The 23,469-nt window shown below is 39.8% G+C and carries 18 protein-coding genes; 7 read left to right on the top strand and 11 right to left on the bottom strand.

The window, feature by feature from the left end; translation table 11 throughout:
- Nucleotides 1–65: 65 nt before the first annotated feature.
- The 5 genes from DBR40_RS03015 to uvrA all read right to left on the bottom strand — a co-directional run bounded on the left by DBR40_RS03015 (nucleotide 66) and on the right by uvrA (nucleotide 8,121).
- Nucleotides 66–2,507: a bifunctional YncE family protein/alkaline phosphatase family protein gene (locus tag DBR40_RS03015; RefSeq protein ID WP_124558332.1), complete on the bottom strand. Its 2,442-nt coding sequence runs from the start codon at nucleotides 2,505–2,507 to the stop codon at nucleotides 66–68.
- An 18-nt stretch (nucleotides 2,508–2,525) separates the two neighbouring features.
- Entirely contained in the window at nucleotides 2,526–3,365 is an 840-nt protein-coding gene (locus tag DBR40_RS03010) for a hypothetical protein (protein ID WP_124558331.1), read from the bottom strand.
- 17 nt (nucleotides 3,366–3,382) lie between these two features.
- Nucleotides 3,383–4,225: a metallophosphoesterase family protein gene (locus DBR40_RS03005; RefSeq protein WP_124558330.1), complete on the bottom strand. Its 843-nt coding sequence runs from the start codon at nucleotides 4,223–4,225 to the stop codon at nucleotides 3,383–3,385.
- Nucleotides 4,226–4,645: 420 nt separating this feature from the next.
- A complete protein-coding gene (locus DBR40_RS03000; protein ID WP_233603781.1) occupies nucleotides 4,646–5,257 on the bottom strand; it encodes a LysE family transporter in 612 nt (203 codons plus the stop codon).
- Nucleotides 5,258–5,307: 50 nt separating this feature from the next.
- The gene (gene uvrA, locus DBR40_RS02995) at nucleotides 5,308–8,121 is read right to left on the bottom strand and encodes an excinuclease ABC subunit UvrA (protein WP_124558328.1); all 2,814 of its coding nucleotides are present in this window, start codon (nucleotides 8,119–8,121) and stop codon (nucleotides 5,308–5,310) included.
- Nucleotides 8,122–8,382: 261 nt separating this feature from the next.
- Between uvrA and DBR40_RS02990 the strand changes: the two genes are divergently transcribed.
- From DBR40_RS02990 to DBR40_RS02980, 3 genes are all read left to right on the top strand, one after another.
- A complete protein-coding gene (locus DBR40_RS02990) occupies nucleotides 8,383–8,967 on the top strand; it encodes an RNA polymerase sigma factor (protein ID WP_124558327.1) in 585 nt (194 codons plus the stop codon).
- A gap of 85 nt (nucleotides 8,968–9,052) precedes the next feature.
- Nucleotides 9,053–9,247, top strand: coding sequence for a hypothetical protein (locus DBR40_RS02985; protein ID WP_124558326.1), 195 nt, complete (start codon nucleotides 9,053–9,055; stop codon nucleotides 9,245–9,247).
- Between the two features lie 229 nt (nucleotides 9,248–9,476).
- A complete protein-coding gene (locus tag DBR40_RS02980; protein ID WP_124558325.1) occupies nucleotides 9,477–10,688 on the top strand; it encodes an MFS transporter in 1,212 nt (403 codons plus the stop codon).
- Here DBR40_RS02980 and DBR40_RS02975 read toward each other — a convergent pair.
- Genes DBR40_RS02975 through DBR40_RS02960 form a run of 4 tightly spaced genes read right to left on the bottom strand, consistent with a single transcriptional unit; the run spans nucleotide 10,685 to nucleotide 14,087 of the window.
- Nucleotides 10,685–11,266 (bottom strand): hypothetical protein, encoded by a 582-nt coding sequence (locus DBR40_RS02975; RefSeq protein WP_124558324.1) that lies wholly within the window; start codon nucleotides 11,264–11,266, stop codon nucleotides 10,685–10,687. The two genes, DBR40_RS02980 and DBR40_RS02975, sit on opposite strands and share 4 nt — an antisense overlap.
- Nucleotides 11,267–11,294: 28 nt before the next feature.
- Nucleotides 11,295–12,353 carry a fatty acid desaturase family protein gene (locus DBR40_RS02970; protein ID WP_124558323.1) on the bottom strand — a complete coding sequence of 353 codons (1,059 nt, stop codon included), beginning with the start codon at nucleotides 12,351–12,353 and terminating at the stop codon, nucleotides 11,295–11,297.
- The gene (locus DBR40_RS02965) at nucleotides 12,343–13,440 is read right to left on the bottom strand and encodes a fatty acid desaturase family protein (RefSeq protein WP_124558322.1); all 1,098 of its coding nucleotides are present in this window, start codon (nucleotides 13,438–13,440) and stop codon (nucleotides 12,343–12,345) included. Before DBR40_RS02965 ends, DBR40_RS02970 begins: the two co-directional genes overlap by 11 nt.
- A gap of 8 nt (nucleotides 13,441–13,448) precedes the next feature.
- Nucleotides 13,449–14,087 carry a hypothetical protein gene (locus tag DBR40_RS02960; RefSeq protein WP_124558321.1) on the bottom strand — a complete coding sequence of 213 codons (639 nt, stop codon included), beginning with the start codon at nucleotides 14,085–14,087 and terminating at the stop codon, nucleotides 13,449–13,451.
- 208 nt (nucleotides 14,088–14,295) lie between these two features.
- Between DBR40_RS02960 and DBR40_RS02955 the strand changes: the two genes are divergently transcribed.
- The 3 genes from DBR40_RS02955 (at nucleotide 14,296) to recA (ending at nucleotide 17,202) form a co-directional block, all read left to right on the top strand.
- The gene (locus DBR40_RS02955) at nucleotides 14,296–15,255 is read left to right on the top strand and encodes a hypothetical protein (protein ID WP_124558320.1); all 960 of its coding nucleotides are present in this window, start codon (nucleotides 14,296–14,298) and stop codon (nucleotides 15,253–15,255) included.
- 134 nt (nucleotides 15,256–15,389) lie between these two features.
- The gene (gene nth, locus DBR40_RS02950; protein WP_124558319.1) at nucleotides 15,390–16,055 is read left to right on the top strand and encodes an endonuclease III; all 666 of its coding nucleotides are present in this window, start codon (nucleotides 15,390–15,392) and stop codon (nucleotides 16,053–16,055) included.
- 133 nt (nucleotides 16,056–16,188) lie between these two features.
- Nucleotides 16,189–17,202: a recombinase RecA gene (recA, locus tag DBR40_RS02945; protein ID WP_124558456.1), complete on the top strand. Its 1,014-nt coding sequence runs from the start codon at nucleotides 16,189–16,191 to the stop codon at nucleotides 17,200–17,202.
- 97 nt (nucleotides 17,203–17,299) lie between these two features.
- On the opposite strand, the gene DBR40_RS02940 is transcribed toward recA, so the two are convergent.
- The gene (locus tag DBR40_RS02940; protein WP_124558318.1) at nucleotides 17,300–17,497 is read right to left on the bottom strand and encodes a hypothetical protein; all 198 of its coding nucleotides are present in this window, start codon (nucleotides 17,495–17,497) and stop codon (nucleotides 17,300–17,302) included.
- A 239-nt stretch (nucleotides 17,498–17,736) separates the two neighbouring features.
- Nucleotides 17,737–18,738 carry a tRNA (adenosine(37)-N6)-threonylcarbamoyltransferase complex transferase subunit TsaD gene (gene tsaD, locus DBR40_RS02935; protein ID WP_124558317.1) on the bottom strand — a complete coding sequence of 334 codons (1,002 nt, stop codon included), beginning with the start codon at nucleotides 18,736–18,738 and terminating at the stop codon, nucleotides 17,737–17,739.
- A 74-nt stretch (nucleotides 18,739–18,812) separates the two neighbouring features.
- On the opposite strand from tsaD, the gene DBR40_RS02930 reads away from it, so the two are divergent.
- Entirely contained in the window at nucleotides 18,813–23,246 is a 4,434-nt protein-coding gene (locus DBR40_RS02930; protein WP_124558316.1) for a translocation/assembly module TamB domain-containing protein, read from the top strand.
- Nucleotides 23,247–23,469 lie beyond the last annotated feature (223 nt).

The following is a 23,469-nucleotide window of genomic DNA, read 5'->3' as shown; positions in this document are numbered from 1 at the left end:
TTTGGAGTGTAGAGTTGAATTCAAAAACATACACAAAAAGGCAATNNATTGCCTTTTTGTGTATGTTAATCATCGTCGTCTTTTTTCTTCTTTTCGAGGATAACAAAAGCACTCCGTTTTGGTGCAGGCATTACCGATTGCTCTCCCTTAACCGATTTCCACACCACTTCGTTTAAATCTAAATCGGGTGCAGCATCTTCTTTTGCAAAATTGAAGAATTCTGATCGTCTGCTGCTTTCGTTAACAGCTACATTCCGGGTATCTAAATTAATAAAAGGTTGCAATACATTATAAGGAGTAAAATCGGGCTTGGCAGTAAAACATTCGTACAAAGGCATTGCCCCTGCATCGTACTGGCTCATGGGTGGCAAGCCTAAAATCAGCTCCATGGTACGCAAAAAGCCCGAGGTAGAATACATGGTATGCACTACCGCATTTCTTTTTACATATGGTCCAATTACATAAGCCGGCGAGCGGTGTGCATCTACGTGGTCTGGTCCGTTTTGCGCATCATCTTCTAAAATAAATACAACCGATTCGTTCCACACTTTACTATGCGAAAGGTGCTCCAAAATACGGCCAACAGCTAAATCGTTATCGGCAACCGCGGCCTGAGGTGAATATTTACCTTTCTTTTGTCCGCTGGTATGATCGTTTGAAATGCGTAAAGTACTAAATTGTGGTACTGCTCCGGCAACCAGTAACGAATCGAAATCGTGCTCCCAGGCATCTACCCGTACCTGATCTTTAATATCCATATCAAAGCCCGGAGAAGCAGGACACATGTGCCCTTGCAACGATTTAATATTGGCTTTACCGTACGAACCAAATTCGCCATAACTGCGGTAACTTATTCCAGCTCTTTGGCAATAATCCCAGATAAAGCCTCCTTTTGGGTAGGTAACAGGCCTGCCACCCTCGAAAGTGGTACTGCCTCCACGTGCACCATAACTGGTGGGCCAGGTTTTTTCTACCACATCGGTTGCATAGGCTGCCATACTCCAGTTGTGTCCATCGGCACTAACCTCCGCATCTACATAAAAATTATCGAGCAATACGTAATTCTCGGCTAAAGCATGCTGGTTGGGGGTTACTTTTCGGCCGAAAAGCGTTAACGTAGAATCGCCATTACCTTTTTTAATGTCGCCCAGTACCTGATCATAAGTCCTGTTTTCTTTTATAATGTAGAAAACGTGTTTTATGGGCGATTTTTCACCTTGTTTTCTGGGAATTGGGTTTCCAGCTTCACCATCGGCAGTTATTGTTCTTTTATCGCTGAAAGGTGTATTGGCATAAACCTGTTTGGTATATATTTTTAACTGCTCGGGTTTTGGTGCATCGATAAAAGATAAAGTACCTTTAAACAGTCCGGCAATGTACTGCAACCGGCTATTGGCGGTACTACCCATATGATAATCGCTGTTATCTACTTTCGAAACCGGTTGCGGCCCTTTCGGGTTAGCCATAGATGTATTACCTTTACCATTGGTTACCAAAACTTTTGTACCTAAAACTTTAACACTGGTTGGGTACCAGCCTACAGGTATAAAACCCTGGCTTTGGCTCACCCCCGGTTTACTTACATCAAAAACTGCCAAACAATTGTTATCGGCATTGGCAATGTATAAGGTTTTTTCATTATTACTCAGGGCCAGACCGTTAGTGGTTGAACCAGTTAACTGTGTGGCATAAAGTGTAGTAGAAATGGTTTCGGTTACTTTATTGGTAAGCGTATTAACTACCGAGACTGTATTGTCGTTTGCATTGGCAACATACAGGATATTTCCCTTTTTGTTGAGCAAAAGCTCATTAGGATGGTCGCCAACCGGGATGCTCTGGGTAATGCTTTCAGTTAACAAATCGACAATAGCTACTGCTTTTCCGCCCCAAAGTGAAACATACAACTTCTGTTCATCGGCAGCCAATGCGCAGCTGTAGGCAATGGCCGGGAGCTGAACCCGCTTTAGTATCTTTTTTGCCGCCGGATCGATAATATATAGTGCGCTGTCTTCTTTGGTAACAGTGAATAGTTTGCTGTTATTCTTGTTTACCACAATTCCGGCAGGGCATATTTTTCCCTTTGGCCAAACTTCGCCCAGAACAATTGTATCACTCTTGCCAAGCTTATTGTTTTCTATGTTAAAATCCAGAATCCAGTTGTCGTTACCGCCTGAAGCATACAGGTGTTTTTCATCTTTACTAAAGGCAATTCCGTACCACGATTTGGCCAGGACCTTTTCATCTATAATTTGCTCGGTTTTAGGATCTATAAGCTGTAGCGATTGTGTACTCTGACCGTTGTTGGTAATGGCCAGGTATTTACCCGAAGCACTAAGCTGCATGTTTAAAGGTAAATCGCCCAGTTGCACAGAATGGCCGGCCGGACTTAATTTCCAGCCATTAGGCAATAAAATTTGTTGGGTGGTTTCGTTTTTACCGGGCCATTGTGCAAAGCCTTGTTGTACCAGCAACAAACTAAAAAGAATAAGGATATATGATTTTTTCATTGTTTTGATTGTAAAAAATTACCGGTGGAGATTAAAGTTAACCAAAGCCCTGATGCTATAGCCATTGCCTGATGCTACGTTCCCAATTTCGCGTATAGCTGCAGGCGAGGTAACCTGGCTGCGAGTAGCGTAAAATACCGGACCTCCCGAAATAGAAAACGAAAGTTTACTGTGGTTGGGCTCAAGATTAATGGATGGGCCGATTAACAGTTTTGCCCCTCCTTCTGCTTCATCTTTCTCCCAGAAACCTTCCAAATCCTGCCCAAGGGCTTCGAAACCTAAATATAAAGCATGTGAAACACGGTGCTGAAAACCAATGCTGGTAATAAAATCAAGCTTATCCCGGGTTTTATCAAAAGCTTTTTCAAATCGCAAATTACCAGCCATCCGCCAGTTGGTCCGATCGAATGCAGCTGTAATCCGGCTTATGGCCGATCCGGTATTAGACCAGTCGCGGCTTAAGCCCAAACCTGCACCCAGCCTAAAGCCCGAAATACCCTTGCCACCAATTAAATCTCTGATTACCTCAGCCTGCTCTGCAGAAGCAACGCCCCCACCATTGGCAAAGCCCAGTGCTGCCGTAGCATAAAGCGTTAAACGGCTACCTAAATAACCCTTAACACCAAATTGTTGCCCTAAACCATCGTAACCGAATTGCCCGTTTGTACGCTCGCCATAACTACCCGAATAATGAATATTCCAGCGTGGGTTTTCGGCGGTAAGGGTATTTACGGTAAACAGAAAGGGTTGTGCAGCTTCGTTACCTGTTTTTAATGCGGGGTTAACGGTTGTTTGGTTCTGAGCAGAGCCCTGAAGTGCAAATGCAGCAAGAATAGCTGCAAAGAATATTTTTTTCATTTTAAGATGCCGAAGCTTTATAATTTGGTTTCATTTAATAAAGGCGTTCCACTTGCATTTACCTGAAAAGTTTTAATCTTATCATTTTCATCAACCTCTACAATCCGGTAACCTTTATAAGCGGTACCCCAATTGCCACCTATGTGCGCATCGAAAAAATGTGGTAGCTTATTGGTATAAAAAACAGCATCTAAACTATGGTCGTGGCCATGAAATACAGCTTTTACATTAGCATAGCTGTGCAAAAGTTTAATGGTATCCGGACATTCTACAAAGGGGCTTTCGGGTACCCAGAAATGTGGTGGAATGTGCAATACCACAAAAACCGTTTTTAAATCCTTAAACTTTTCTAATTCCTGCTTTAAAAAATCGTTGTTCGGGCAGAGATAGGCTCCCTTAGTATCAGAGGTATTGGCCAAAACAAAACCTACGCCGTTTTTTTCGAAAGAAAAGTTATCCTCGTAACCAAAAACCGATTTCCAGAGCTGAGTATCGGCATGATCGTGGTTACCCGGCACCGCATAAAAAGGAACTTTTAAACGATCGTAATAATCCTTTTTAACTTCTTTCAACAATTCGGGTCTATCATGTACCAAATCGCCATTTATAATTACTAAATCCAGCGGATTTTGCTCGTGCGATTGGTTAAGCCATTTTACAATATTTTCGTGATGCAGCTTAAACTCAGTTCCCGGTTGTCCGTAGTGACCATCGGATGCGATTGCGAAACGAAGTTTTGGTGCTTTACCCGATCTGGCTGGAATATTGTTTTCTTCAGCGAATGAAGGGAGAACTGGCGATAAACCGGCAACTACTGCAGCAGCCAGACCACTTTTTAGAAAAAACCGTCTGTTAGACATAAGGATGAAAATATGTTTTGTAATAAAGTCCAATATTAGCTTGGCAGGACTTCTTAAACATAAATTTAATGTTATGTTTGGGTTAAGCGCAGCGTATTACTGTATCAATTTTATAACAAAGGCTATGGCTAAGACAGTTTCTTACTGATTACATAGATTCCGCTGATGAATATTCCCAACTATGCACACCATCGCTATGAAAACAATCCGTGTATTTCCGTGCATCCGTGGCTTGTTATATAATTAAAGAAAATAAAAATCTGCGTCTATCTCCTTAAATCTGCGGGACAATTACACAGGTTTCCCACTGATTACGCAAATTTCGCTGATGAGTTTTGCAGGCTATGAATAATAATCCGTGTATACCGTGGCTAAGTTCTAAAACATAAAAAAGGTCTGCGAAATGCAGACCCATTTATCTTAAAAAATAACAATCGCTTGCTTCACCATTAAGTACCCCGCCAGTGCAAATAAAAATATGGCGATAGATTTATTAATGATTAAGCTGCTTAGCGCAAATTTTTCCTGAATGTAGGTAGCAAAGTGTGCATACAAATAAAGTGCAAGTGTAGAGCCCACACCCGAGCCTAAACTGAAAATTACCAGTGAAAGGTAATCCGTTTGAATCCATTGGTGTAGAATAACGTAGTTGCCAAAAAACAACCAGAATGGAATCTGAACAGGATTAAGTATCCCTAAAATTAATCCGTAAAGCACACTGCCACTCCGTTTATCTTCTTTTTTATTGCTGGTTTTAGGTACTTTCTTCCGGTTTTTCCAGGTAATTGTACCCATTACTAAAAACATCACAATCATAAAGCAATCTACCAAAGTACTCAGGCGTACTTCGCTAACTGCCTCATTCGGGTTAATATCGCTCATGGCCCATCTGGCAAAGCGCATCATACCAAAAGTAAAAAACACCTCTACACAAGAGAAAGACAAAATAAAATACCAAACCTGTCGCATGCCCTTGTTAATGGCCAGCTGTGCAACAGTGAGATTGATGTTGCCCGGAGGGATATACCCCATAGCGTTAAGGATAATGCCTATGAAAAACGTTAGAAAAAGCATTGCCGAAATTATGGATTTAAATTTAAATGCGTAGCCAAATATTTTCCGGTGTACGAATTTTCTACTTTAACCAGGTCTTCGGGTACCCCTTCAAATACCACACTTCCGCCGCCATCACCACCTTCGGGGCCAATATCGATCACCCAATCGGCACATTTAATCATATCCATATTGTGTTCAATAACCAAAATGGTGTTACCTTGTTCAATAAGTGTATTTAATGCTTTTAAGAGTTTTTTAATATCATGGAAATGCAAACCAGTGGTTGGCTCATCAAAAATAAATACCGTTTTATTGGCATTATTCCCTTTAATCAGGAACGAAGCCAGTTTAATACGCTGCGCCTCACCACCCGATAAAGTGTTTGACGATTGCCCCAAATGCACGTAGCCCAAGCCAACATCAACCAGCGGATTTAACTTATTCAGGATCTTTTGTTCGTCTTTAAAGAAATCGACCGCTTCATCAATGGTCATGTCTAAAATTTCCGAAACATTTTTTTCTTTGTAAGTTACATCTAACACCTGTTGTTTAAAGCGTTTGCCGTTACAAGCTTCGCAAGGTAGATAAATATCGGCCATAAACTGCATTTCAATCTTCACCTCGCCCTCACCCTGGCAAACATCGCAACGGCCACCTTCTACGTTAAACGAGAAAGCAGCAGGCTTCAGTCCGGCAGCTTTTGCAGCAGCCAATCCCGAAAACAACGCACGGATATCGTCCCAGGCCTTCACATAAGTAACCGGATTAGAACGACTCGAGCGCCCAATCGGATTCTGATCAACCAGTTCTACGCCACTTACTAAATCATAGTTACCAAAAATACCATCGTAAGCACCTGTTTGTTCGCCTGCATAATTCCCGATGGCTTTTTGCAATGCGGGATACAAAATCTTTTTAACCAAACTGGTTTTTCCAGAGCCAGAAACACCACTCACTGCGGTAAACACCCCAAGTGGGAATTTAACGTCGATATTTTGCAAGTTGTTTTCCCTTGCTCCCTTAATCAGGATGTGGTCTTTCCATTTGCGGCGCTGCGTAGGAATGGCTATTTTCTCCAAACCGGCCAGATAGCGACCTGTTAAACTATTTTTATCTTTTAAAATCGCCTCGTAATCGCCGCTAAATACCAGATTACCACCATGAGTACCTGCCTCCGGGCCAATATCGATAATATGATCGGCTGCACGCATCATTTCTTCTTCGTGCTCAACTACCAAAACGGTATTGCCAACATTCCGCAAAGAAAGTAAAACCTCAATCAGTTTATTGGTATCGCGCGGGTGCAAACCAATACTCGGCTCATCTAAAACATAAACAGAGCCTACCAGGCTACTGCCTAATGATGTTGCCAGGTTTATCCTTTGCGATTCTCCGCCCGATAAGGTATTCGACAAACGGTTTAAGGTTAGGTAACCCAAACCAACATTGTTTAGATATAGAAAACGGTTATCAATTTCGGCCAGCAAACGTTTGGCAATTTTGGCATCGTTTACACTTAATTTTAATTCATTAAAGAAAACCAGGGCTTTCGAAAGCGGCATTAAAACCACATCAATAATCGATTTTTCTGCAATCTTAACATACGATGCGTCTTTGCGCAGGCGCGAGCCTTTACAATCAGGGCAGGTAGTTTTTCCGCGGTAGCGCGATAGCATTACCCGATACTGTATTTTATAGGTCTGCTCTTCCAGTTCTTTGAAAAAAGCATCCAATCCTTCAAAATATTTATTCCCTGTCCACAATACCTGTTGCTCCTTTTCGGTTAAAGCACTGTAAGATCTGTGTATCGGAAAATCGAATTTAGGAGCTGCTTTTACAAAGTTCTGTAACCAAACACCCATTTTTTCGCCGCGCCATGGAGCAATGGCATTATCATAAATACTTTTGCTCTTATCCGGAATAACCAGATCTTCATCAATCCCGATTACATTTCCATAACCTTCGCAACGTTTACAGGCACCATATGGATTGTTGAAAGAGAAAAAATTTGGTGTAGGTTCTTCAAAACGGATACCATCAAGCTCAAAACGATCGCTAAAATGTTTGGTTTCGCCTTCTGCTTCTACATAACAATCGCCCTTACCTTCAAAAAAAGCGGTTTGCGCCGAATCGGCCAGGCGGCTTAAAGTTTCTTCTTCCTGGTTGGTTACAATCCGGTCAATCAGAATCTGAACCGTTTTATCGTCTGTTAGTTCAACATCCTTAAAACCGGTATCATCTAAAACACCTTCTATCTTTTCAATTTTATCGTTAATACGTACCCTTAAAAAGCCTTTTTGCAATAAAATGGCCAGTTCTTCTTTAATGGTGCGGTTATTATGCGGATAAAGCGGGCAGAAAATGGTTACGGTAGTATCTTCGGGCATGGCATTTACATAATCTACCACGGTACTTACCGAATCTTTTTTTACCTCTTTGCCCGAAACCGGAGAAATGGTTTTACCAATCCGCGAAAAAAGCAGCTTCAGGTAATCGTAAATCTCGGTAGAGGTACCTACTGTTGAACGCGGGTTTGAAGTAATTACCTTCTGTTCAATGGCAATGGCTGGTGCTATACCTTTAATATAATCTACATCGGGTTTATTCATCCTGCCCATAAACTGGCGTGCGTACGACGATAAACTCTCTACATACCGGCGTTGCCCCTCAGCATACAAAGTATCGAATGCGAGCGAAGATTTACCCGAGCCCGACATACCCGTTACCACTACCAGTTTATTTTTTGGAATGGCCACATCGATGTTTTTAAGATTGTGCACACGGGCACCTTTTATAATAATATTTCTATGCGGATCTTTTTCGGCCTCTTTTTTGCTCATGTATTGTAAAGGATATAAAGGTATAAACCCAACAAAGTAATTTGGGTTTTAAGAAGATACAAAAATAGGGTACTGAGATGGTTAATTTATTTTTTAACATTTTATTTTTTGCTTTTTGATAAAAAAATAACTTTCTTTGAACATTAACAACCTCAGAACCAAACTAACACATTTCAAAAAACATAGGAGAGAAGCTATAGAAATTATACATCTACAAATTAATTTTTAGCAAACAGTACGGGATTTAGTGTAGGTAAACCTATGAATTTACAATCATATAATGATCAGGACCTGGTAAAGGTATATATTGCCGGGAACGAGAATGGATTGCAGGAACTTTTAAAAAGGCATAAAAGTAAAATTTATACTTCTATCTACTTATTGGTTAAAGACCAATATCTGGCGGAAGATATTTTTCAGGATGCTTTTATAAAAGTGATTAACACCCTGCGATCGGGGAGATATAACGAGGAAGGTAAGTTTTTACCATGGGTAATGCGTATTGCGCACAACCTGGTTATCGATTATTTCAGGAAAGAAAAAAGAACACCAATCATCACCAGTTCTGATGGAATGGATGTATTCAATATGCTACACTTTTATGATGAGAGTGCAGAAGACAGAATGCTCCGCGATCAAACTCATAAAGATTTAAAGGCGCTGATCCATTTATTGCCTGATGAGCAGAAAGAAGTGCTATTAATGCGTCATTACGCCGATTTAAGCTTTAAAGAAATTGCCGATTTAACCGATGTTAGCATCAATACTGCCCTTGGCCGTATGCGTTATGCATTGAGCAATCTGCGCAAAATGCTTAAAACAAAGGAGGTGAGCTATAAAGGGTAATGTAATTGTTACATAAAATATTTTAGGGGTCGAAATAAAGCATCTGAACTATCGTTAAGTTTATAAAACTTATCGCGATTCGCTTATGACAAAAACCTCTACATCAAAAAACAATGTAAATTTACCAACCCCGAACATGTTTCAGCCTAAAATGGATATGGAATCTGACGCAGAAATCGACTTATTTTATGATCAGATCAAAAGTAAGTTAGATAGACTGGCTAAAAATCCCCAAGATGAAACCATCAACAAGATTTTAGCTTATAGCAGGTCATTATAAAATTTACACTAGTCAGAAAAGGTTGTTCCACAGGGTGGGGCAACCTTTTTTTATGGAAGATGGATTTTTATGGATGATGGGTAATTAGCAAATCCGCCATCAACCATTGACCATCAGCTATACCCCTTACCTCTTCCATTTTACCTCTCCCACAAATGGCTTAATTTTTACAATCCCTTAATATAAAAAGCGCTACCTTTACATAGTGTAATTTTAACACTAAGCGCATATGAACAAGAACTTACTCCCACTCACTTTAGGCGGTTTAGGCATCGGCATAACAGAATTCGTAATGATGGGTTTACTACCCGATATTGCAACCGATTTACGGGTGAGCATCCCGGAAGCTGGCCATTTAATTTCTGCCTATGCATTGGGTGTAGTAATCGGTGCGCCTTTACTGATCATGATTGCAGGTAAATATCCACCAAAAAAGATATTAATTGCGCTAATGGTGATGTTCACGGTTTTTAATGCATTTTCGGCGTTTGCACCTACTTTCGATACTTTATTTATAGCCCGCCTGCTTTCGGGACTACCTCATGGTGCATTTTTCGGCGTTGGTTCTGTAGTAGCCAGCAGGATTGCCGAAAAAGGAAAAGCCGCACAAGCTGTTTCACTAATGTTTATGGGTTTAACCATTGCAAATATCGTTGGCGTACCTTTAGGTACTTTTATTGGTCATAATTTCTCGTGGCGTATATCTTTTGCCGTAGTGGTATTTGTTGGCCTGGTTACTTTATTGAGCTTAAAACTTTGGCTACCTGCTTTAGAAGCCACCAAAAACCGCGATTTAAAAGCCGAACTGAGTTTCTTCAAAAAAAGAGATGCCTGGATCATTATTTTCATGATTTCGATCGGTACCGGCGGGCTATTCACTTGGTATAGCTACATAGCTCCTTTAATGACCGAAGTTGCAGGTTTTTCTTCAAATGCGGTAACTTATATATTAATGCTGGCCGGTATGGGTATGATGTTCGGCAATTATATCGGCGGTCGATTAGCCGATAAGTTCTCGCCGGCAAAAGCTTCTGCTGCTTTATTGCTTACTATGGTAATCACCTTAACCATTGTGCATTTCGTATCAGCGAGTCAACCGCTGGCTTTAATCATGACTTTTGTTACCGGCGCGGTCGCTTTTTCACTGGCTGCCCCTATCCAAATGCTCATGATCCAAAGTGCCAAAGGTTCCGAAATGCTAGCTGCATCCGCAAGTCAGGCAAGTTTTAACATTGGTAATGCACTCGGCGCCTTTTTTGGTGGCCTTCCGTTGGTATATGGTTTCGATTATACTTCTCCTGCATATGTTGGCGCTGCCATGGCCCTGATAGGTGCGTTCTTCGCTTTCTGGTTAATTAAAAGCAACAGTAGTAAACCAGCAACCGTAACTTTAGAAGCTGAAGAGAAAGAAGCCGAAGAAAACTACGTAGTGATGCATTAATTTTTTGCAATACGATCACGAAGCCTCCCATATCGAAGTCCTACACAGGCACCACAAAAGCTTTTAGCTTGATTAAGGTTTGCATTAAGGCCTAAAGTGAGTACCCATCTGCTGCTCACCATAAAATTAAACTTGGTTTCTGCTGATAAGCCAAGGGCGCGCTGCTTCACAATTTCATATACATCGCGACCGAACAAACAAAAGAAAGAGTTGCAGGTATTGTATAAAAACGCTCCACGGTAGATGCGCTCCGTGTAGGCCGGGCCAAGCCCAAATTGCACGTTGACGTATTGATTAAAGGTGTAGCTTTTACCTAAAATCAAGGCCAAATCTGAAACACCTGGTGCAGGTTCATAGCTGTATATTTGAAATTCAGACATTACAGACGACTTAAGCGCCAGATAATTGGTTTTACGCTGCAGATATAAATACACATCGGCATAACCACCGCTTTCGCTTCCTGGTCCAAAACCAATACCCAAACCATAATAAAATTTTTTCTTTTGATGCAGGGTATCTTGTTGGGCGAAACCAGGTGAGAACAGAAACACTAAACAACAAAGCATTAAATATTTCATAACATTAAATTTAGATGAATGGATAGCTTTAGGCAACAGTTCCCATTTTCTTCAGCAGCCTCAGGTGCGATTGGATTCCACCCCAATAGCTGGTAGCGTTTGGCTTAATACCGTGTTCCTGCAGTATCCGGTATAAAATCTGGCTGATTTCCGGATAAAAAGCATGGTGGTAATGCGGAAATAAATGGTGCGCAATATGGTTGTTAAAGCCGCCGAGAATAAAATTCGCTGTTCTGCTAAAGGGATGCATGTCGTTAGAACTTTTAATCTGGTTCATCAGCCATGATGTATTAATATATCCATCTTTATTGGTTACCGGATATTGCGTCGCCTCCACATGGTGTGTCATAAAAAATGTAAAGAGCAAAAACAGTGATTGCGTTAAATGCATTAGCAGAAAACCCAATAGTACTATTTGCCAGGATTGAGCGGAAAAACACATTGGCAACACCAGCAACAAGGTGATGTAGCTCATTTTCTGCACGACAAAAGAGCAATAATATTTAAAAGTCTTTTTACCAGCGTAATCATCTTTGCTGAATAAGATGACAAAGTCTTTTACAAAAATCCAAAACAAGGAATACGTGGTATAGGCCAGCGGCGCGTACAGATGTTGAAAACGGTGAAACCAGTAATATTTGCTATTAGGGACCACCCGGATTAGTTTAGATATTTTTAAATCCGAATCATAATCTACCACATTGGGCGCATAATGGTGCGAATTAACATGTCGTAATTTCCAAGCTTCGGCATGTGCACCCACTACGGTATAAATGGCTACGAAACAAATGTGATTAAGGCGTTTACTTTTAAAAATGGTATTGTGCGAAAAATCGTGCGAAAAGTTGAACGCAAAAAGCAAGGATACAAATCCATAGCATACAAAACAGCCCATAAAGCCAAACGGGCTGGTAATTTTATACAAGGCCAGGTAAAGCAGTGCCGTGAGTGAAAAGTACACAAGGAACTTAAATATAATGTGCCACATAAAAACTTCTTTATCGACGATTAACTCTTCATCTACACGCTCATATATTGCTTTCAGCAACTGACTATCAGCTGCTACCTGAATGTGTTTATCTTTCATATTGCGTCGGGATTAAATGCTCGTTTTTCCCCATTACTTTTAAAAACCTGAAGTGTGAGGCCAATGATTCGCCGTACGACATTTCCATATAGGTAAGCTTATGGTTTTTGACCAATGCCTTAAAAATCGGGATGATTTTAGGGTAATACACATGACAAACATTCGGCAGCAAATGGTGCACTGCATGTGCATTAAAACCACCCAGTGTCCAGTTTAAGAACTTACTTTCCGCATGATAATCTACAGAAGTAAGCAATTGCAGCATGGGCCAGCTCATACTCAGTTTGTTTTGCGCATCAGGCACAGGGTGTGATACATAATCGGATAAATGCGCAACACCCAATACAGCTACCAATAATATCGAAACAATAAAGTGGTTTAACAGAAAGGCCAGCAAAACTGTCGGCCAGCCAAAAGGCAACAGGGAAACTGGTAAAACAATCATATAGCCGACATATAAGAGCTTATACAGCACCAACTTTATGACTTCACTTTTTGGGATTTTAATTTTAATGGTGCGGCTCGATAAATTAAACAGCATCAGCGTTTCCCTTAAAAAGAACCAGTTTAGCGAATAAAAAAGATATAGAAATGGAGCATACAAAAACTGATACCGATGATACCACTTTAAGGGTTGCGATTCAGTCATCCTGAACAAAGGATTATTTAGTACATCTATGTCGCTACCTTCTACATTGGTATACAAATGATGCGATTCGTTATGGTTTTTGCCCCAAACGTAAGCATTGTTGCCCAGCAGATTAAAACTGAGCGAAAACAGCAATCGGTTCCAGAATTTACTTTTTACAGCTACTCCATGTACAGCATCATGCGAAACATTAAATGCCGTTAAAAGAAAAGAAAGCCCCATCAGCAGATAAAAAACATAAAATGCCAATACCGAGTGACTGGTAATCATTAAAACATAGAACAGGATATCCAATCCTAAGTAGAGAAATATTTTGAAAAACATCTTTGCATTCCCTGTTTTCTGCAATCCATTTTCAGTAAAATACTGTTCTATCTGCTCATTCAGTTCCTTGTAGAATGCCGAGCCTTCATCTTTTATAAATCTTAATTTGTTCATGGCAATATTTATTTAATTCTTTTTAAATGATAGGCTGATTGGGAAGAATAACTACCAGAAAAGATCAACAAAAATCCGCCTGAGCTATTAAAGATGTGATTTAGAATGAGCCCGCCATCATTCGCCAATCCAATCCTGGTCTTCTCACTCATTGTGCTTCCGCATAGATATGGGATACCTGTAGTTTCTACATAATGATTACCTAAATACAACAGGCCGGCAGGTCCTAGTTCTACTGAAAGCGTTACACTATCAAGAACCGCTTCGTCTTTTTTAAAAAGAAAAGTGATATTACTACTATCCAAAACCTTAACCGTTAGCAGTAAACCGGTCAAAGTATCAAAGTTGATTCTCCTTCCACTAATGTATCTGTGAACATTTTCAATTAAATATTCGCCTTGGGCCATTTTGGCTTCGCCTTCTTTATTATATTCCCAATCTGGTTTCAGCTGGTAGGTACCAGAAAGCTCCGATAAGTTCTTCTGCAATAAATCAATTTTGTGATGATTAATCATTTGATCAGAAAAGGAAGCACACCCAGAAAACAAAAAACATAGCACGACGGTAAAAATAGCGATGGTTGTTTTTCGATTAAATCCTTTGCCATCAGCATTGGGCTTCGTTGAGGTTGAGATTTGTCTATTCATTTTGATGCGTTTAAATTGTTCTACCAAAGCTAAAACACTCCACTCGCTCAAATAATCCTTAAAGATTACATCATAAGTCAAAAACAATCTATCAAGCACAAAACATCTCATGAAAAGTTATAAAGCATTAAACAAATTAATTTACAGCATGATAATCATTCAACTAATTATGAAAAATCCTTATATTCAACTTATAAATTAATCTTTCATGAATAATCAGCAGGATTTTTTTTTTGAAGCCATTAAATCGGCATTGCCCGAATACCAGAATATGGCGCAAAGCATAGCCGAAGAACTCGGCATCAGCACCAATGAGGCTTATAAAAAAATAAGGGGCGACAGTAACCTCACATTACAACAGATTATTAAACTGTCTGATTGTTTTAGCGTACCTTTTATATATAGTCCCAGGCAATCTTTATCGGTTACTTTTAGCTATCTAAGCGTAAACGAAGACCTGAACATGGTTAACTACCTTAAAGATTTACTCGACAATCTCAAAACCATTAAAAACAGCAAACAAAAACACATTACCATCACTACTGATGATATTCCGGTATTCCACTTTTTTAAATACCCCGAGTTAACCAGTTTTAAACTATTTTTCTGGGCAAACAGCGCCAACAATGTAGAAGTACCGTTCAGTTCAAACTTTCTCTCTGATGAAATTATTGAAATTTCTAAAGCACTGCATGCCACTTATCTCGAAATACCCAGTACCGAAATATGGTCGAAAGATACCATAACCGGCACCTTAGAACAGATTAGATATGCCTTTGAAGCGGGCCACTTGAGCGATCCCGAACTGGCCGTTAAGATTGTAGAACAGGTAAAATATTGCCTAACCGACATGAACATGTATGCCATAGGCAGTAAAAAAACGATCGACCCGAGCCATACCTTTAACTGGTACAACTGCGATGTGCTGGGCAGCATTGCTTACCTGGTCGATTTCAAAGACCGCATGGCTTGCTACAACCGCTTCAATACCTTTAATTATTTGCGTACCGAAGATCAGTCATATTGCCTCCAGACTAAAAAATGGATGCAGGGATTGATCATGAAATCAGTTTCCTTTAGCGGTCAGGGAGAAAAGCACCGCAATAAATATTTGTACAATGCCTTTGCCGAGTGCGATAAATTACTGCGGGAGATAAGCCAAGGGTAGTTGGCCAGTTTGCAGTTACCGATGAACAGTTTGGAGCTTGGGGCATAGAGTTTGGAGGCAGTTAACCGATTTAAACAATTAACCAGTTAACCAACTAATGAACCATCGAACAAGTTTATCTCTTATATTTGCCCATGCTTAAAAAAGAACGTTATAAACTTTTTGTAGAACATTTTTCGGCCAAGCAGCCAGATGCCGAAACCGAATTGCATTACAACAATCCGTACCAGCTTTTAGTTGCAGTAATCCTCTCTGCACAATGCACCGATAAAAGGGTAAACATGGTTACCCCTGCCCTTTTTCAACGTTTCCCTAATGCCAAAGCACTTGCAGAGGTTACACCCGATATTGTTTTCGATTACATCAGAAGTATCAGTTATCCTAATAATAAGGCTAAACACCTGGTGGGTATGGCCAATATTCTGCTTAACGAATTTAACGATGTTGTACCTTCGGGCATTGATGACTTGCAAAAGATGCCAGGTGTTGGTCGTAAAACAGCCAATGTAATTGCATCGGTAATTTATAATGCACCAGCTATGGCAGTAGATACACACGTTTTCCGCGTGGCCAACCGCTTAGGTTTAACCAACGGCAAAACGCCTTTAGCAGTAGAAAAAGACCTGGTTAAAAACCTGCCAGAGCACGATATCCACATTGCCCACCACTGGCTTATTTTGCACGGGCGCTACGTTTGTGTGGCCAGGAGCCCCAAATGCGATGTTTGCGAAATCACCTACATGTGCAGGTATTTTGAACGACTAACCGCCCAAAATGAAAGAGACAAGTTAAAAGCTTAAAAATTATTTTCACATTACTATTGACATTAGCTAAAAAACATTTACCTTAGCTAAATATATTAGTATTTTAAATATCAACATTCAAGTATATTAGCCGATAATCGATTATATTTACGCCGTAATGAAAAAAGAAATGAGCAACGCAAATCCAGATAAATTAAAAGCCCTTCAGCTTACTTTAGACAAGCTCGAAAAATCGTATGGTAAAGGCACTATCATGAAACTTGGCGATACCGCTGTTGAAGCCATAGAATATATTTCCACAGGATCAATAAGTTTAGATATCGCTTTAGGTATTGGCGGTATTCCAAAAGGGCGTGTAATAGAAATTTATGGCCCGGAATCTTCTGGTAAAACCACTTTAGCAACCCACATTATTGCCGAAGCGCAGAAAAAAGGTGGCATTGCTGCTTTTATTGATGCAGAGCATGCTTTCGATCAGTTTTATGCAAAAAAATTAGGTGTAGATACCGATAATCTTTTAATCTCTCAACCAGATAACGGTGAGCAGGCACTAGAAATTGCCGATAACCTGATCCGTTCAGGGGCTATTGATGTAATTGTAATTGACTCTGTAGCTGCTCTAGTTCCTAAAAGCGAGATTGAAGGTGAAATGGGTGATAGTAAAATGGGTTTACATGCCCGTTTAATGAGTCAGGCCTTACGTAAATTAACCGGAACAATTTCAAAAACAGGATGTTGCTGTATCTTCATCAACCAGTTGCGCGATAAAATTGGTGTAATGTTCGGCAACCCCGAAACTACAACCGGTGGTAACGCTTTAAAATTCTACGCATCAGTACGTTTAGATATCCGCCGTATTTCTCAGATCAAAGATTCTGACGAAGTTTCAGGTAACCGCGTTAAAGTTAAGATTGTTAAAAATAAAGTAGCTCCTCCTTTCCGTATTGCAGAATTTGATGTGATGTTTGGTGAAGGCATCTCTAAAAACGGTGAGATCATCGATTTAGGTGTTGACTTCGGCATCATCAAAAAAGCAGGTTCATGGTTCTCTTATGGCGATACCAAATTAGGACAAGGCAGGGACGCAGTAAAACAACTGTTGAGTGATAACCCTGAGTTAGCCGAAGAACTGGAAGCTAAAATTAAAGCCGAAGTAACCGGCGATAAGCTGGTAGAAGAATAAGCCTTCCGGCGCTTCAATAAAACATAAAAATGGCCTCCTGAATCATATTCGGGAGGCCATTTTCTTTTAAACAGATTGATATTAAGAAATGCTTTGCTTAGTTCTGACTAAAAATAGCATTGAAATCTTTGGTTACATAAACAATAACCAGCAATGCTGCTACAACCAAAACACCAAGTATAATTACACCCCAGCTCCCTTTAAGTTTGTTTTTATCCTTCCTGATTAGCCAATACAACAGACCAATTAAAGGTACCGCACAAACAATCCAAAATATTAACGATGCTCCACTCATATAATTTTATTAGTCCGAAGTCAGAGGTCCGAAGTCGGAAGATTTAATTGGCCGTTTAAATTGCCAGTTATTAATTATTTCTATTCTTTTTTACAACAAAGGTACAAACTCAGTTGGCAGTTTACAGTTAACAATAAACAAATCATCAATGAATAGTTTGCAATTACCGATGAACAGTTTGGAGTTACGAGCCAGTTAACCGATTTATACAATTAACCAGTTAACCAACCAATAAACCTTTAAAATTCCATCCTTGCCATTGGCGATACTTCCTGCCCTACAAAATCTTTTGCCAAAAACTTGTGGTAGCCTGCAATGCCAATCATACCTGCATTATCTGTACAATACTGAAACGCCGGCACATAAACTTTCCAACCCAGCTCATCAGCGGTTTGCTGTAAACCATCGCGTAGGCCTGAGTTTGCCGAAACACCGCCAGCAATGGCAACTTCATTAATACCAAACTGTTTTGCTGCTTTTTTTAACTTATTTAATAAAATTTGCACAATACTATGCTGCACCGATGCACAGATATCATCTAAATGATCAGCGATAAAATTAGGGTTTTCCTTTTCCTGTTTCCTGATAAAATACAAGATAGAAGTTTTAAAACCGCTGAAGCTAAAATTCAGCTCAGGTATTTGTGGTTCAGCAAATTTAAACGCCAGCGGATTTCCCAGTTTAGCATGTTTATCAATTAAGGGGCCACCCGGATAAGGTAAGGCCAGCAATTTAGCCGTTTTATCAAAAGCTTCTCCGGCGGCATCATCAAGCGTTTCGCCAACAATTTCCATATCGAAGTAATCTTTCACCAGTACAATCTGTGTATGCCCACCCGAAACGGTTAAACATAAGAAAGGGAAACTCGGTTTAGGATCATCGATAAAATGCGCCAATATGTGTGCATGCATGTGATTCACAGAAATTAAAGGTATATTTAAGGCTAGTGCAAATGATTTTGCAAAAGAAACGCCAACCAAAAGTGAACCCAGCAAACCCGGCCCTTGTGTAAAAGCAACGGCATTAATGTCCTGTTTTGTAACTTTGGCATTAATTAAAGCCTGCTGCACAGCGGGCACAATATTTTGTTGATGTACCCTCGAAGCCAATTCAGGGATTACACCACCATAATTTTGATGAATTGTTTGGTTTGCAATAACATTGGCAGTAATTTTGCCGTTGTTACAGATAGCAACTGAAGTATCATCGCAAGAGGACTCGATAGCAAGTATAACAGACAAATTATTAATATTTAAGCTGCAAAATTATTAAAAAACTATTTAAAATACTCCTTTGGGTAATTGCATCAATAATTTTGCTGCTCGCGCTTCTTATTTTTTCACTACAATTTAAGCCTGTTCAAACTTATTTTGCGCAGAAAACTGCTGCATACTTATCAAAAGAGCTTAAAACCACCATATCAATCAAGAGTCTGTACATCAAGCCTTTTAAATCTATCGTACTCGAAGATTTATTAGTACTCGATCTTCAAAAAGACACTTTACTGAGCACACCTCAATTTATGGTCGATATTAACCGCTTATCTATTGATAAACGCATTATTGATATCAGTACGGTTCAGATCAACAACGGCCGCTTTTTCCTAAAGGATTTCAAAGATAAGTCTTCTAACCTCGATTTCATTATAAACTATTTCGATTCTGGTAAACCTACTGTAAAGAAAAAGAAAAGCAAGCCTTACGATATTAAGCTGGGCCGTATTATCTTAAACAAGTTTGCTTTCAGGTATAAAAATTTCGCTGCCAAAGATACCACCCTGGGCAAAAGTGTAAATTTCGAAAACGTAGATGTTAAAGAACTTAGTGGTATTTTTGAGGGGCTCGACACTAAAAACCACCTGGTTAAAACGAATATCAAAAATTTAACACTGAAAGAAAGAAGCGGCTTTTACCTTAAAAACCTTACCGCACAAACCACCATCGATAGTAATGCAATTGAGTTGAAAAACCTGTTACTCGAAACTAGCCAGAGCCGCCTAACCAATTACTACCAGATGCGGTTTAAAAGCTACAAGGATTTTAACCACTATGTAGATAATGTACGCATGAAGGCTATCTTTAAAGACAGCCACCTTACCTCTAGAGACGTTGCTTTTTTTGCACCCGAGCTCAGCACTATGAAACTCGATCTAGATGTTGACGGGCAGATAACAGGTCTGGTAAATAACCTTCGGGCTAAAAAGCTTTCGATAAAAACAGGAAAAGCCACTTACATTAAAGGCGATTTTATATTAAAGGGATTACCCAAGTGGAAAGAAACCTTTATGGACCTGAACATTGAAATGGCCGCCACCAATAGGACCGATCTGGATGAAGTATTGGCTGGCATTACAAACAGCAAGAAACAAATTGTTCCGGCAATTGTAAATAAATTTGGTAACATTAACTTTAACGGAAGTTTCACTGGTTTCCAGAACGATTTTATTGCCTATGGCGAGTTTAAAACTAAACTAGGCCGTATTGTTTCGGATGTAAACATGAAGATCGATAAAAATGATATTCCTACCTACACCGGAAACGTAAAGAGTTATGATTTTAACCTCGGCAACCTGGTTGAAGAAAAAAGCCTGGGCCGTATCAGCTCTTCGTTATACGTAAAAGGTCGTGGTACTGAACTCAAAAACCTCACTGAGAAAATAAACGGCGATGTAGATTATATCGATTTTAACAATTATCGCTACCACAATGTAAAAATCGACGGAACCTTTGATAAAAAATATTTCGACGGTAAGCTGAGTATAAACGACCGAAACGTGAAACTGGTTTTTGATGGCGGTGTTAACCTCAACCCCAAGTTACCGGTATTTAATTTCAACGCTACCATTTCTAAAGCTCGTTTGAAAGCCTTAAAGCTGCTAAAAGATTCGCTGATGGTAGATGCGAAATTTAAAACCAATTTTTCGGGCACCAACCTAAACAACATTTCGGGTAAATTATTAATTGAAGAAGTTAGGCTTCAAAACCCTAAAGGTATTTACAGTGTCGATTCGGTGCAGTTAACCGCCAATGGCACTGGCGCTAACCGTGTACTCGATATCCGTTCAGACATTCTGGATGCGGGCATTCAGGGTGAATACGACCTAAACTCTATTGTTTCTTATTATAAGGCGATTGCCAAAACCTATATCCCCTCGTTAAAGGCCGATATTTTTAAATACAAAAACCAGATTTTTAAATTTAAACTGCTGATTAAAAAGTTCGAGCCTATTGCGCAGATATTTATTCCGGGCCTAGAACTGGAGGAAGGCGCAACGTTTAACGGAGATTTCGACTCGCGAAACAATACCGCTGCACTGAATGGTTTTGTTAAAAAACTGAAGTATAACGGCATTGTGGTAAACAACATTATCCTCGATGAAAATACCACTCCTCAGCAACTCCAGCTTATTGTTACCTCCGATCGGGTACAGCTAAACGACAGTTTGTTTATTAAAGATGTAAACGTTTCGAATATCCTGCGCAACGACAGCCTGGCTTTCAACGTTAAAATGTCGAACGCCGATGAAGACAACCAGCTCGATTTAAACGGTTTGGTCGAATTCACCAAAAATCAGGACACCACAGCCCGCCTGAGCGTGCTTCCTTCTATTTTAAAAATCAACAACGAAGAATGGCGCATACAGGAGAAGGTACGTATTGTGCTCAACAATGGCAAAACCGAGATCACCAATTTTGACCTAACCAACGGAAAACAGCAGTTAACTATCGACGGATTGATTTCAGAAGATCCTAAAGATTTAATTACCGTAGGATTTAAAGATTTTAACCTTAAAACGCTGAACCCTTTTACCAAAGGCGCCGGTATTAAACTGGGCGGTAATGCCAATGGAAAAACCAATTTGTACGGCATCCTCAAAGCACCACGCGTAAACGACGACCTAAAAATAGATTCACTGAACTTTAACGATATTTATATTGGTACCCTTACCGATACCTCATCGTACAACAACGCCACCAATAAAATTGATGTGTTTACACGCATCGTGGCCGAAGATTCTGAAACTTTTAAACTGACCGGAAACCTCAACCTGAAAGAGAAAGAAATTGACCTATCTATAAAAATGAACGAAAGTAAACTCACTATTTTAGAGCCTTTTGTAAAACAACTGGTATCTAATTTAAGAGGAAATATTTCTGCCGATTTAACGGTTAAGGGCAAATTTGATAAACCACAAATTAACGGTACTGTAGCCCTCGATAAAGGACAGTTGATGGTAAATTACCTCAAAACCACTTATGTAATTACCGATGAGGTACAGGTAAGCAATAGTGTGATTGATTTGGGAGAAGAATTTAAACTGGCCGATTTAGAAGGCCATGAAGCTACTGCAGAAGGCACTGTAGACCTGAACAACATTAACTACCCTACCCTTGATGTTAAGGTAACCGCCAACAGCTTAATGGCCTTAAATACTACAGCAAAAGATAACTCGGTTTATTATGGTCGTGCGTACGGCACAGGGGTATTTAAGTTTACAGGGCCTACCAATAAAATGAAAATCGATATTAAGGCGAAAACAGAGAAAGGAACAGTTTTCAATTTACCTTTAAACAGCTCGGAAACGATATCGGATAAAGATTTCATCAATTTTGTAAGCCGCGATTCAACAGTTGCAGTTAAGAAAACAACCAATTTTGATGGCTTAACGTTAACTTTTAAATTAACTATCGACCCCAATACCACAGCCAATATTTTTACCACACTAGGTAATTTGAGTGGAAAGGGTAATGCAGAACTGAACCTGAACATCAACAGTTTTGGAGATTTCGAAATGTCGGGCGATTATATTATTGAAACCGGAAGTTTCGATTTTACAGCCCAGGAAGTAATTAATAAGAAATTTGAGATCAGACAAGGCGGTACCATCCGTTGGACAGGTAACCCTACTGCCGCGCAAATTAACCTCAAAGCAGTTTATGCGCTTAGGGCAAGTTTAAACGATTTGTATAAAGCGGCCAACCGCGATGCGAGCAGCAATGCCAACCAAAGGGTAAATACCGAGGTAGAAATGGGTTTAACTGGTCTTTTATTAAAACCGGAGATTAAACTTGATATCAATTTCCCCGCGCAGCCTTCTATTAAAGAGGAGTTGCAAACTTATTTCAGTGATCAGAACAACCTGAATTTGCAGGCCTTCAGTTTAATTATCAGAAGAAGTTTTGCACCTGGAAACGGTGGCCAGTCAATCGGAAACCAATTGAGCTCAACCGCTACGAGTACAGCAACTGAACTGGTATTTAACCAGTTCAACAACGTACTTTCTTCTTTAAACTTAAACTTTGTCGATCTGAACGTTCGCTCGTTAAGCGAGGCCAATGCATCATTTAAATTCTTTAACGACCGTCTGATTATTAATGCGGGTATTGTAGATCGTAACAGCGTAAACGATTTTACCATCATCGATTTTGGTAAAGACAATGTAGGTAGAGAAGTTGAAGCTGTATTCCTGATCAAGAAAGATGGAAGTTTAACCATTAAAGCAGCCAATAAACCACCTACACAACAAAGTATTTTCTTAAACAGCGGTATTAGTCCAACGGCCAATGTAACGTCGTTTGGTTTGGTGTACACCCAGCAGTTTGATACGTTTAAAGAGTTTATCCAGAAAATTTCAGGCTCGTATCGCCGTAACTTAAAAAGGAAACAAAGCGAAGCACCGGTTAAAACCAATAAATCGCTCAATAAAGATGTGATTATTAATCAAACGAAGGGAAACCAAAGGAGGTAGATTTTAGTCAATGGCCTATAGTCTGATGGTTTATAACCAGCTAAAATAAGACCGAATAACAAAGCTATCGATCCATCACATATAAAAACAAAACTGTAATGCTGAACGCAGTGAAGCATCTCTTAATTCTAGACCACCTGTTTCAGCTTGCGCGCGTTTCTAACGCGTGCAGAAATAGCAATACGATTGTATCGTACGAAGAAGTGTTAAAAACGCTAAGCCA

The sequence above is a fragment of the Pedobacter sp. KBW01 genome (assembly GCF_003852395.1).
Classification (GTDB): domain Bacteria; phylum Bacteroidota; class Bacteroidia; order Sphingobacteriales; family Sphingobacteriaceae; genus Pedobacter.
Note: the sequence above shows the minus strand (reverse complement) of the source record. Positions and strands in the feature narration are given on the sequence as shown.